Consider the following 12629-nt stretch of genomic DNA (forward strand, 5'->3'; position numbering starts at 1 on the left):
ATTCTTATTCATAAAAAAAGCACCAATTGTACAATTGGTGCTTTGAATCGCTGTGTAGATTTCAGCTATTTTTTCTCGGGAGCGGATAATTTCTTGCTCATCTCCATTGATATGGCCGATCTATCAAACTTTAGTTTACCTGCCATAGTCTCCAAGACACATGAAAAGTCCTTGTCGTTCAATTCCACTACTTTTCCGTGCAAACCACTTTTAGTAATTACACGATCGCCACGTTTTAATTCTGCTGCAAATTTCTTCTCGTCCTTTTGTCTTTTCATTTGAGGTCTGATCATAAAAAAATATGCGACCACAAATATCAAAATCATTGGAAGAAACTGTCCTATATCACCCATTATCTAAATATATATTAATTAAAAACTTATTTAACAGGCCCAAGTGGAGCTGCTCCTTTAGGGTTTACGAAAGCCTTGATCCTAAGAACCTCAGAACCTTTTTCGGTATTTGCCGTAACAGTTATGGTTTTGGTTACCTGGTTTTGTCCAGAACCGTTAAACTTAACTATCAACTCACTGGATTCGCCCGGTGCGATAGGATCTTTTGGAGGGTTTGGCACTGTACAACCACAGCTACTTTTCGCATCTGTTATGATCAATGGGGCATTACCTGTATTCGTAAATTTAAAAGCGGTTTCTTGTGGTGTACCTTGTTCGATAGTACCAAAATCATGTTCCGATTTCTCAAAAGACATAACCGGTAACGCTTTGGCCGCCTCATCTCTTGCTGCTGCCTCTGCAACATTATCAGATTTAATTTTACTTGATGCATTATCCTTACAGGAAGTAAAAGCAAATAACGCTACCGCACTAAGGGCAAAAACTACTTTTTTCATTATTGATTTTTTTATATTTCGAACAAAATTAGAAAATATTTTTATAACAGCCCCCTACCTAGTTTATTTAGCTTCCCATCTTTCTTGTACTCTTTGGTGAGCTTATCTAAAATACCATTGATAAAAATACTACTTTTAGGGGTAGAGTATTCTTTGGCAATCTCTAGATATTCGTTGATCGTTACCTTTTCGGGAATCGATGGAAACTCTAAAAGTTCACATATTGCCATTTTTAAAAGAATCGAATCTACCTCTGCAATACGGTCTTTATCCCAATTCGGTGTCTTGCCCTCTATTTCTTTCTCAAAAACGTCATTTTTCAACAATGTCTTTGACAATAACCTGTTGGCAAAAGCCATATCCTCATCATCTTTCAACAATTTAGGCAAAAAATACCCGTAGGATTCATTTCCCTTGGCCTTTTTAAATAATTTAAGAATAAAGGTGTTTACAATCGGAATATCATCTATCCATGTTAATTTATCGTCCTCAAAGTATTCGTAAATCTTGTCGTTTGGAGCCATTATACTCTTGAACAACTCCATTACGAGTTCTTTGTCCTCTTTATAGCTACTTTCTGGTTTTGACATGTAATCATCATAAATATCGCTTTCCAGAATAGCTTTGTAAATAAGCTTAACGTACTCTTCGTTCAAATACCAGTTGTCCAATTTTCTTTTGGACAATTCATCTTTTAACAACTGGTTTTCCACCAGTTGAAGAAGCAATCTGTTTTTTATGAATTTTTCTTGGTTTGGATAGCTTTGCTTGGCATCGTTAAGGTATTTTTTTGAGGAAAGACGATACTGTTCGGCCGCTCTCTTTTGTATCTCTACAAACAGGCTTAACCATAACAAATAAAGGGTATACGTGTTCTCTATACTTACTTTTAAAAATTTTTCCTGTTTTTGCAGGGAGTCATCCTTGGATTGGATCAAGGCATAAATACACTGCATTACCTTAACCCTAATGTGCCTTCTTGTAAGCATGTTAAAGAACTTTTGTTATGATTGATTATTTCTGCGCAAAAGTAAGCATCTATTTAAAGTGCCACAAAACCATTTCCATCTTATTTTAAAGATTCGTTGATTTCTATATTAATATGGACAACAAACCACATTCGTAATTATCTTAGGTTATTTATAACATTTGATTTATAGTCAAAAACCTATCTTTGGCAAATCTAAAATTTAACTTTGCTACTTAGCTTTTTTCCATGAAGGAACTCAGGCACCTGAACAAATATTTTAAAAAATACTGGCCCAAGCTTTTTATTGGAATCATTATTACCATTATCGCAAGACTTTTTCAACTTGTGATGCCGTCATACGTGAACAAAACCATTACGGTGGTAGAACAATTCATAAATACGGAAATAGCCAAGACCGAGGCCAAATCCCTATTGTTGGAGTACATCTTTATTATTGTGGGAGCCGCCTTGCTTTCAGGGTTCTTTACTTTTTTAATGCGGCAAACGATCATTAATGTATCTCGCTATATAGAGTATGATCTAAAAAATGAGATTTTTGACCACTACCAAAAGCTAAGTCTCAATTTTTATAAAAAAAATAGAACAGGGGATCTAATGAACCGTATCAGTGAAGATGTAAACCAAGTTCGTTTATACGCCGGTCCAGCCATTATGTACGGTATACAGACACTGACATTATTTTTTTGCCTTGTACCCCTAATGTTCATAAAGGCCCCAACACTGGCGGCCTACACCCTGATTCCCCTTCCCATATTATCTGTATTGATATATAAGATAAGTAAAGTAATACATAAAAGAAGCACCATTGTTCAAGAATACCTCTCTTCGCTTTCCACCTTTACACAAGAAGTTTTTTCAGGGGTTTCGGTAATAAAGGCCTATGCCCTTGAACCGCAAATAAATAATGAACTCGTAATTTTGGCAGACGACGGAAAAAACAAAAGTATGAGCCTTGCCAAGGTAAATGCCTGGTTTTTTCCCTTAATGATCCTTTTGATCGGCATCAGCAACATATTGGTCATTTATATCGGCGGCATGCAATATTTAAGAGGTGAAATAGGAGTTGGCCTCATTGCAGAATTTATTCTTTATGTAAATATGCTCACATGGCCCGTGGCCATTGTTGGTTGGTTAACATCTATCGTACAACGTGCCGAAGCAAGCCAAAAAAGAATAAACGAATTCTTAAAACAAGATTCTGAGCTTAAAAATGGTTCGGTTCATTTGAAGGACATTAAAGGTAAAATAGAGTTTAGAAACGTAATCTTCACTTATGAAGATACCGAGATTACGGCCCTTAAAAATATTTCTTTTACGATAAATGCCGGTGAAACGGTGGCCATAATCGGGAAAACGGGTTCAGGAAAATCTACCATACTGGACTTGGTAGCTCGATTGTATGATGTTAGTTCTGGAGAAATTCTAATAGACAATGTACCGATAAAACAAATAGACCTGACCAGTTTAAGAGAAAGTATAGGCGCAGTGCCACAAGACGCCTTTTTATTTTCTGACAGTATAAAGAACAACATTAAATTTGGCAAACAAGAAGCGTCTGACGACGAAGTGGTCTCTATTGCAAAAGAGGCTGTTGTTCACGAGAATATTATTGGTTTCGGAAAAGCGTACGATACCGTTCTCGGAGAAAGGGGCATTACCTTAAGCGGTGGACAAAAGCAAAGGATATCTATAGCCCGTGCCCTTATGAAAAACCCAAAAATATATCTTTTTGACGACTGCCTGTCGGCAGTGGATACCGAGACAGAAGAAGAAATACTCTCCAATTTAAAGAAGGCATCAAAAGAAAAGACCACCCTGATCGTAAGCCATAGGGTTTCTTCTGCAAAAAACTCGGATAAAATACTTGTTTTAGAAGACGGCCAACTTATACAAGAAGGTACTCATGACCAATTAATTTCGAAGGAAGGCTACTATAAAGAACTTTACGAGAATCAACTATCTGGTAAAGAAAATTAAAAAATTGTTGTTGAATAGTTTTTTTTTTTTCATTTTTGGTAGACTAACCATAGAATAATTATAGGAAATGAGCGAAAGAGATTTAATGGATCAAGAAGAAATTCACTCTAAAGTCTTAAGAGCAGGTAGAAGAACTTACTTTTTTGATGTAAGAAGCACAAAAGCAGGCGACTATTATTTGACCATCACGGAGAGTAAGAAATTCACTCATGAAGATGGTTCTTTCCATTACAAAAAACATAAAATCTACCTTTACAAAGAGGATTTTGAAGCCTTCAAGGAAAATGTTGAAGAAATGATGGAATTTATTATTAACGAAAAAGGCACTGAGGTAATTTCTGAAAGACACCAAAAAGACTTCAAAAAAGAAGAACCGGCAGCAACTAATGTAGCGAGCCAAGAGACTTCTAGCGGTAGTTTTACCGATGTAAGTTTCGACGATATTTAGTCGTTTTACAAAAAAATGTATAAAGGCTCTTGATTCTCAAGAGCCTTTTTTTTCTCAATACAATACTTTATGATGATGCCAGGTATTTTATATAAATCCAATCGAACAGAAAAATCAGCATTATGACCAGTAGGGCAAACTTAAAGTTTACCCAAAAAGAAAACCCCACCAACAATATGGCACAATAAAGCGTAAAGCCCAATAAGGCGGTTGCAAACCTCAATGTTCCCGTAAACTCCAACTCCCATACCCTTGGTTTCATGTAAAAACGCCAAAAGGCCCAAACAGGTAAATTTAACAGTACAAAAAAAGGATACAACAAAGATTTTTTTTCTTTTATAGGTACGTTGGCGGATTTAGGCAATATATCGAGGCGGACATTCCCTACCAATCGGTTCACCTCCTGTGGCCTTAAAAAATTGACCTTTCGCTTGTTTAGATAAGCAATTATTGCATCATAGTGTTTCTCAGAAGATATATGTGTTGTTAATTGCTTTAGGCTATCGGCCACCTTCTTTTTGACCTCTTTTTCGGTTTTTAACAACTCGTTTTTTTTATACATAGGTTTTAAAGGAACGGCTTTTCCATAGTGGATAGCTACCGAATCGGGAAAACTTGTGGCATCCTGATAATTTAACCCTACTGGCACAATTTGTATATCTAAATCCGGGTTTCTTTCCATAGCCCTAAAAAGTATTCTTGTAAATCCTTTGCTCAATGGCCGAACCCTTCTCTTAAGATTATGGTTGGCCTCGGGAAACATAACTATAGACTCACCTGCATTTAATATGTTGGCACAATTATTAAAAATAAGATCATTTTTGCTCAAAGTATTTCTGCCGTCCCGCATACGATATACAGGAATCATTCTGAAATAATTAAAAATATAATTCAACAAGGGTTTCCCAAAAACATCTGAACGGGTCAAAAAATAAGGTTTTCTATTGCAATCAACCGCAATCAGCAACACATCCATTAAAGCACTCTGATGATTGGGCAAAAAAAGCACCGGTTTGTTTTTTGGCACATTTTCCAACCCCACTATTTCAATCTTTTTGTAATATGTTCGAAGCCCTGTTTTCACATAGAGCTTTACTAGATTATAAATAAAATTCCTCACACCAATTTTTTATCCTCAACAGGTTTAATACTCCAATAACTAGCCAACAACAGACCAGATACTATATGCCAAATCCCCCAAAAGGCCGCTAAAAGAGCCATTCCACCTAAACCATCAAAAAAAGTAAAAATCAATAAAAGTCCCAAACCGGAATTTTGGATTCCCGTTTCTATGGTAATGGACTTTACGTTCTTATCGTCTAACAAGAATATTTTAGAAATACTGAAACCTGTTGCAAATGCCAGTATATTATGAAGCAAAACGATCCAAAAAACGTACAGAATATAATCCATGAATATTTCCCTATTTTTAAAAAGGGCCAAAAAAACCAAAAACACAAAGAACAACAAAGAAGCTATTTTAAATACCTTGGCCATTTTTAAGGCGAGTATCGGTTTCCACCGATTCACCAACATACCTAATACCAGAGGCAAGCCTAACAACAAAGCCACTAATTTTACCATTTCCAATGGTTCTATATTTACAGATGCCAATAGCTTTGAAGTGGGTTCATAAAGCGAACCCCAAAATTGAAGGTTAAAAGGGGTCATAATTATGGCCAACAAGGTAGCAATGGCCGTTAAACAAACGGACAAGGCCGCATTGCCCCCACTTAAATGTGTTATATAGTTAGAAATATTTCCTCCGGGGCAGGCCGCCACCATAAACATTCCCAAGGCAATACTAGGGTATGGTTCCATAATACAGACCAATGCAAAAGTGAGTGCCGGTAGTAAAAGAAACTGACTTAAAACACCCACCAAAACAGGTTTGGGGCCTTGCCAAAGTTGTTTAAAATCTTTTACGGAAATCTCCAAGGCTATTCCGAACATAACAAAGGCCAAAACAATGTTCATTGTCCAAAGGGCTCCGCTATCAAAGTTGATCTGAACGTTATCCAATAAATTTTCGGTCAAATATCTTGGTGTTAAATGAATGTTCTACGAAAAATTTGCCCCAAAAAAATTTCTTTTCTCACTTAGGACAAATCCCAAGATAATATTTTTCTGAGGAAACCGCCCATTATTAATTGGTATGAACCTTTCTTAATTCTTGTAGCTCCCCATTAGAACCACGCTACAGGTATCTATTAGACCTTGAACAAGAATCTCTTTTTCTATAAAATACGGTTTACAATGATATGAAGAAATTAGGTTTTTACAGGGGATACCCTGGCACAAATAAGAATAGATTATCATTTTATTATAACTTTGAACCAATTAAAAAGCAAAATGGCGAGAACCGAAAGCAATATGTTAGAATTGGGAACGATAGCCCCCAATTTTAAACTAAAAGATACTGTCAGCGACCAAATGATGGAACTGAACGAGATAAAAGGTGAAAAGGGCACCGTTATTATGTTCATATGCAACCACTGTCCTTTTGTTGTACATGTAAACCCAAAAATCTCGGAATTGGCCAAAATTTATCAACAAAAAGGGATAAAATTCATTGCTATTTCGAGCAATGATATCGACAAGTATCCCCAAGACGCACCTGATCTAATGAAAATAAAGGCCAAGGAAGAGGGGTATACATTTCCTTATCTATATGATGAGACCCAAGAAGTAGCCAAATCGTACGATGCCGCCTGTACTCCGGATTTTTATTTGTTCGATTCTAAAATGAAGTTGGTGTACAGGGGGCAGCTCGACGATTCTAGACCTGAAAATGGTATCGATTTGACCGGTTCCGATTTAAGCGCGGCCATGGATTCCCTTTTACAAGGAACCAAAATTAATGAAGTACAAAAACCAAGTATTGGTTGTAATATTAAATGGAAGACTTCTTAAACTACCAACCTTTCCTCTTTATTAGATTACCAATATGTGCCATATGATGGTTACCATGCCATGCGTACTTGCCAATGTTTTGTGCTACAGAAATTCTAGTGTTTCCCTCAGGGTGGCAATACACTTTTTCTAACTGCTCTTGCGTCAGGTTTCTTAACAAGAACACAAGTTTTGCATGCAAGGCGACCAAGTAATTCAAAGACAATTCTACAGGTGCAGTCTTGCCATCATGCAAAGAGCTCCACTCTTTCTCCCTATATACTTTAATCAACGGTTCGTTCTCGGTCAAGGCCCATTTAAAACGGGTGTAACTATGATGATGGCTGTCGGCTATATGGTGTACCACTTGCCGCACAGTCCAACCACCTGGCCGATAAGAAGTGTCTAACTGCTCATCGGTTAGGCCCGTAACCAATGTACGAAGTTTACTCGGCAAGGCTTCCATATCCATGACCCAACCGTTAATATCATTTTCTGTTATCGGATTTGGGCATTCAAAACGTCCGATAGGATAGCGTAAATGTTCTTGTTCTTCCATTCTTCAAATTTAAAACTTTAATAGACTTTTAACCATAGAAACAAATAACATCCACAATAATCTACTAAATTTGTAGGGTAATTAAATTTTAAATAAGATGGCAACAATACGATTAGGTGACAAAGCACCGGATTTTACAGCAGACAGTTCTATGGGTACTATTAACCTATATGATTACTTAGGGGATTCATGGGGTATTTTATTTTCGCATCCTGCAGACTTTACCCCTGTATGTACTACCGAATTGGGAACGGCCGCAAACTTTAAGCCCGAATTCGACAAAAGGAACGTTAAAATGTTAGCATTGAGTGTTGATGGAGCAGCTTCGCACAATGAATGGATAAAAGACATCAACGAAGTGCAAAACACAACGGTCAATTTTCCAATAATTGCCGATGAGGACAAAAAAGTATCTACCCTTTATGATATGATACACCCCAACGCCGACAACAATTTAACAGTGCGTTCGGTATTTATTATAGCCCCGGACAAGACCGTAAAGTTGATTCTTACCTACCCTGCCTCTACCGGCCGTAATTTTTACGAGCTGTTAAGGGTGATAGATTCTTTACAATTAACCGCTTATCATAAAGTGGCTACACCTGCGAATTGGGAACATGGTAAAGATGTGGTGGTAAGCCCTGCCATACCCACCGAAGAAGCCAAGGAAATGTTCACAAAGGGAGTGGATGAGATAAAACCATACCTAAGAATGACCCCTGACCCTACTGCATAAATGCTAAAAGTTTGAAATAATGGTCATTAACAAATCGTTTACCTCATAATATAACTGTATAAAATACTATCTATTAAATATTTAAACACTATCTTCGCGCTTTAATTAATATATAATTTTTTTATTATGAGTAAAGGAACAGTAAAATTCTTCAATGATTCCAAAGGTTATGGTTTTATCACTGAAGATGGTTCAAACGAAGATCATTTTGTACACATTTCTGGCTTAATCGATGAAGTTCGAGAAGGTGATGTTGTAGAATTTGAACTACAACAAGGTAAAAAAGGATTAAACGCCGTTAATGTGAAAGTTGTTGACTAGGTAACGATTTAACTTTTTTATAGTTCTCAAAACCCGGGCATATATGTCCGGGTTTTTTATTGAAAAAAATCCGATTCATATTTTTTTAAACTTTCTACGCAACCTTTTGTAGGTTCTGAATCTTTATCATAAACATAGACTTCCCCCATCTAATTAATTCAAATGACCTATGAATACATTTATCGGAGTTCTACTTTTTCTTGTGTTATTGAACGTTGCCATGTTAGCCGCCAGTATTATTCGTAAAAAGCACTAATTCTTTTGTTAAAAAGTAGGGTTTTTTGGGGTTTGGCTGTTTCTATAAAAAACAGGTTATAACCTTAATCTACTTTTATGACTATTTTTCTATTTATCATTTTGTTACTGGTTGTTCTAAATGTCGCTTTGTTGCTCTTTAGTTTAAACAAGGCCAAATAAACAACACCCTGATAATTTTCTTATCAGGGTGTTGTTTATTGCTGTTAGAAAAACTAGGACCTAACCTACGTTCATTAGTTCTACATCAAAAATCAAAGTGGCATCCGGAGGAATTACCCCACCTGCACCGGCACTACCATATGCCAAATCGGAAGGAATCACAAAACGGGCCTTATCCCCTACCTGTAATAAACCTATACCCTCATCCCATCCAGGAATTACTTGACCGACCCCTAACTGAAAATCTATGGGCGAATTTCTTTTGTACGAAGAGTCAAAAACCTGACCATCCAAAAGAGATCCTTCGTAGTGTACAGATACCTTTTTACCTTTTTCTGCTTTTGCTCCATCCCCTTTTTGAATCATCTTATAACGAAGACCAGATGCTGTTTTTTCAAAACCGGCAGCTACTTTGTTCAACGCCTCTTCCTGCGCAGCTTTAGCCGCCGCCAAACGCTCCTCTCTTGAGGAAGCAAACTTTTCAAACGCCTTCATTGCATCCCATTGCTGGGCTTCTTCCCCTATCCTTACTATCTCTAAAGATTCTATTTCATCACCTTGTTCAATTGCATCTACCACCTCTTGTCCGGCAGCAACATGACCGAAAACGGTATGTTTACCATCTAGCCAAGGTGTAGGCACATGAGTTATGAAAAACTGACTTCCGTTGGTCCCAGGACCGGCATTGGCCATAGACAAAACTCCTGGTGCATCATGCTTTAATTCGGGGTGAAACTCATCATCAAACTTGTATCCTGCATCTCCAGTTCCGGTTCCTAAAGGACAGCCGCCCTGAATCATAAAATCTGGTATTACCCTATGAAACTTTAAGCCATTGTAATATGGCTCTCCCATAGGTTTGGCCGAATTCTCTCTTTTACCTTCGGCCAAGGCTACAAAATTACCGACTGTACCTGGTGTTTTATCATAAGTAAGTTTTACCAATATCTCACCTTTGGTGGTATTGAACTTCGCATAAATTCCGTCTTCCATTTTACTGTTTTTAAATGAGGGGCAAAGGTATGGAAAAGTTGGGAGTTTACATTGTACCTTGTTCTCCGTAAAACTACTGCAACATCCACACTACACCCATCTATTGGGCGGGCACCCCATATTTATCGACAAGATAAACCAATGCTGTCATCGTTGCCGCACCTAGCTCCAACTCCCTTTTGTTTACATGTTCAAACGTATCGTTCTCCGCATGATGATAATCAAAATAACGCTGTGAATCAGGTCTAAGACCGGCCAACATTACCTCATCGTTCTTAAGGGGACCAATATCCGCACCACTACCGCCTTTCTCGAACATATGTACCAAATAAGGTTCAAAAAGCTCTCTCCAGCCCAGTATCTGGTCAAAAGCGGCATCTGGCCCATCAAAAGAAAAGCCTCTAGGCGTAAAGCCTCCTGCGTCACTCTCCAAACCAAAAATATGTTTCTCTTGATTGTTCTTCGCTACTTTTGCGTACTCTTTACCGCCCCTTAGTCCGTTCTCTTCGTTCATGAACAAGACTACCCTGATGGTTCTTTTAGGCTTATAGTTCAACTTCTTGAACAAATGCAGAACCTCCATACTCTGAACACAACCTGCACCATCGTCATGGGAGCCATCTCCAAGATCCCAAGAATCTAGGTGCCCGCCTACAACAATAATTTCATCGGGGTGGGTACTCCCCTTTATTTCCCCTATAACATTGTATGACTTAACATCGTCGAACTGTTTACAGTTTTGCTTAAAATAAAACTGAATCTTTGGATTTAGTTTAAGGGCGGTACTCAAAAGCTCTGCCGAATTTGTACTAATGGCGGCCGCAGGTATTCTCTCGCTGACCGGCAAATCTCCATACGACATGGAACCGGTATGCGGATAATCGTCCAAACGGAGGTTCATTGACCTTACAATTACCCCTAAGGCTCCGTATTTAAATGCTTCCTTGGCCCCTGCATATCTTTGGTCCACACAACCCGAATAGGCTGCAAACGTATTTATCTGGGTAGGATCCATAGGTCTATTGAAAAAAACTATCTTTCCTTGTATCTTCTCTGTACCCAACTTGGCCAATTCTTCTATACTCTTTACCTCTACAACCTCAGCCTTGATCCCTTTTGGGGGAGTAGCAACGGAACCGCCCAAAGCTACGATAGGCACATCGGTAGTAACACCGGGAGAAGTTTCAAAATAAGCAAACTCTGGTGTGCCCCGCACCCATTTGGGTACCATTACCGGTTGCAACCACACACGATCCAAACCTAGCGAATCCAATTCTTGCTTGGTATAATCAACGGCCTGTTGTGCCTGTATGGATCCAGACAACCTGCCCCCTATCTGATTAGATAGGTAATTTAACCAATCGTATGATTTGCCTTGCGTAAGTGCCGTTTTATATATTTTACCTAGCTGCTCTTCGTCGGTACTTTGAGAATATCCTAACTGAACAAGCAATATGCACAATACAACTAATCTAATCATTCTTCTCGGTCTGTAATTGGTTTTCATAGTCAACTAAATTAGCCAATATTTCATCTTCCAACATAGGCTCTTTAATATCTTTGTATTTTTTTAACCTTTTAAGGAGTATCGAAGCTACAATAACCCTAGCCGCTTTTTTGCTATCTGCCGGTACAACATACCACGGAGCATGCTCTTTGGTCGTATTATTGATGGCCTCTTCGTAACAAGTTCTATACTGGCCCCATAATTCTCTTTCTTTTAAATCTCCGGGAGAAAACTTCCAATGCTTCTCTTTTACGGCCAACCTTCGTAACAACCTTTGACGCTGCTCTTCTTTTGACAAATGAAGAAAAAATTTAAAGATTATAGTACCGTTTTCATGTAGGTGCCTTTCAAAGTTATTGATCTGTTCAAAACGTTTATCCCAGAATTTTTGGTCAATATCATCGACCTGATGTATTCCTGGTATTCTCTCGTTTAAAATATATTCTGGGTGCACCCTGGTCACCAAAACATTCTCATAGTGAGTTCTATTGAAGACTCCAAATTTACCTTTTGCAGGTAATGCCAAATAATGGCGCCAAAGATAGTTATGGTCCAACTCTAGTTCTGTTGGCACCTTAAAACTATGAACCTGCACCCCTCGTACATTAAAATCTTTAAAGACTTCTCGTATAAGACTATCCTTACCTGCTGTATCCATACCCTGCAAACATATTAGCACACTATACTTATTATGTGCATAGAGTGTATCTTGAAACTCACCCAGCTCTCGTCTTATTTTGCTCAAATCTTTTTTTAGTCGTTTTTCAGATTTCCCGAAATCCTCATATGTAGGTACTTCAGAAATTTTAACACTTTCTACGACCCTATATTTATCTGTTTTAATATAATCCATAAAGGGAATATAAAATTTATATCGTTGAACTACATCTTAAATGTTAAAAAAATAACAGTTGAACCTAAGAAACTTGCCTTTTATC

General features: G+C 37.8%; 14 protein-coding genes. 5 read left to right on the forward strand and 9 right to left on the reverse strand.

All coding sequences use genetic code 11. The annotated features are described in order from the left end of the window. Window positions 1-65: 65 nt before the first annotated feature. The 3 genes from yajC to nusB are packed head-to-tail and all read right to left on the reverse strand — an operon-like array spanning window position 66 to window position 1839. Window positions 66-353 (reverse strand): preprotein translocase subunit YajC, encoded by a 288-nt coding sequence (yajC, locus tag AB657_RS08065; RefSeq protein WP_047246023.1) that lies wholly within the window; start codon window positions 351-353, stop codon window positions 66-68. A gap of 26 nt (window positions 354-379) precedes the next feature. Beyond that, window positions 380-850, reverse strand: a complete 471-nt coding sequence (locus AB657_RS08070) for a DUF1573 domain-containing protein (protein WP_047246024.1) — start codon at window positions 848-850, stop codon at window positions 380-382. 41 nt (window positions 851-891) lie between these two features. Further along, window positions 892-1839, reverse strand: a complete 948-nt coding sequence (gene nusB, locus AB657_RS08075) for a transcription antitermination factor NusB (RefSeq protein WP_047246025.1) — start codon at window positions 1837-1839, stop codon at window positions 892-894. A 227-nt stretch (window positions 1840-2066) separates the two neighbouring features. Here nusB and AB657_RS08080 point away from each other — a divergent pair, with 227 nt between their 5' ends. Beyond that, a complete protein-coding gene (locus AB657_RS08080) occupies window positions 2067-3818 on the forward strand; it encodes an ABC transporter ATP-binding protein (protein WP_047246026.1) in 1752 nt (583 codons plus the stop codon). 67 nt (window positions 3819-3885) lie between these two features. Next, entirely contained in the window at window positions 3886-4266 is a 381-nt protein-coding gene (locus AB657_RS08085; protein WP_047246027.1) for a PUR family DNA/RNA-binding protein, read from the forward strand. A 67-nt stretch (window positions 4267-4333) separates the two neighbouring features. Here AB657_RS08085 and AB657_RS08090 read toward each other — a convergent pair whose 3' ends face one another. Together AB657_RS08090 and AB657_RS08095 are read right to left on the reverse strand one after the other, a co-directional pair. Further along, complete coding sequence (locus AB657_RS08090) at window positions 4334-5386, reverse strand: lysophospholipid acyltransferase family protein (protein WP_198146893.1); 1053 nt, start codon at window positions 5384-5386, stop codon at window positions 4334-4336. Further along, entirely contained in the window at window positions 5383-6303 is a 921-nt protein-coding gene (locus AB657_RS08095) for a bile acid:sodium symporter family protein (RefSeq protein WP_047246029.1), read from the reverse strand. The genes AB657_RS08090 and AB657_RS08095 overlap by 4 nt, the downstream gene beginning before the upstream one ends. Before the next feature lie 315 nt (window positions 6304-6618). Between AB657_RS08095 and AB657_RS08100 the strand changes: the two genes are divergently transcribed. Then, window positions 6619-7179 (forward strand): thioredoxin family protein, encoded by a 561-nt coding sequence (locus AB657_RS08100; protein WP_047246030.1) that lies wholly within the window; start codon window positions 6619-6621, stop codon window positions 7177-7179. A gap of 1 nt (window position 7180) precedes the next feature. Here AB657_RS08100 and AB657_RS08105 read toward each other — a convergent pair whose 3' ends face one another. Then, window positions 7181-7717, reverse strand: a complete 537-nt coding sequence (locus tag AB657_RS08105) for a YfiT family bacillithiol transferase (protein ID WP_047246031.1) — start codon at window positions 7715-7717, stop codon at window positions 7181-7183. A 97-nt stretch (window positions 7718-7814) separates the two neighbouring features. On the opposite strand from AB657_RS08105, the gene AB657_RS08110 reads away from it, so the two are divergent. Then, window positions 7815-8453: a peroxiredoxin gene (locus AB657_RS08110; RefSeq protein WP_047246032.1), complete on the forward strand. Its 639-nt coding sequence runs from the start codon at window positions 7815-7817 to the stop codon at window positions 8451-8453. Window positions 8454-8579: 126 nt separating this feature from the next. Next, a complete protein-coding gene (locus AB657_RS08115; protein ID WP_013304911.1) occupies window positions 8580-8774 on the forward strand; it encodes a cold-shock protein in 195 nt (64 codons plus the stop codon). Window positions 8775-9251: 477 nt separating this feature from the next. On the opposite strand, the gene AB657_RS08120 is transcribed toward AB657_RS08115, so the two are convergent. The 3 genes from AB657_RS08120 to AB657_RS08130 all read right to left on the reverse strand — a co-directional run bounded on the left by AB657_RS08120 (window position 9252) and on the right by AB657_RS08130 (window position 12544). Beyond that, window positions 9252-10184: a peptidylprolyl isomerase gene (locus AB657_RS08120; RefSeq protein WP_047246033.1), complete on the reverse strand. Its 933-nt coding sequence runs from the start codon at window positions 10182-10184 to the stop codon at window positions 9252-9254. A gap of 100 nt (window positions 10185-10284) precedes the next feature. Then, entirely contained in the window at window positions 10285-11664 is a 1380-nt protein-coding gene (locus AB657_RS08125; RefSeq protein ID WP_047246034.1) for a M20/M25/M40 family metallo-hydrolase, read from the reverse strand. Then, window positions 11657-12544: a PPK2 family polyphosphate kinase gene (locus AB657_RS08130; protein ID WP_047246035.1), complete on the reverse strand. Its 888-nt coding sequence runs from the start codon at window positions 12542-12544 to the stop codon at window positions 11657-11659. The genes AB657_RS08125 and AB657_RS08130 overlap by 8 nt, the downstream gene beginning before the upstream one ends. Window positions 12545-12629 lie beyond the last annotated feature (85 nt).

Source organism: Maribacter thermophilus (assembly GCF_001020565.1).
GTDB classification, from domain to species: domain Bacteria; phylum Bacteroidota; class Bacteroidia; order Flavobacteriales; family Flavobacteriaceae; genus Maribacter; species Maribacter thermophilus.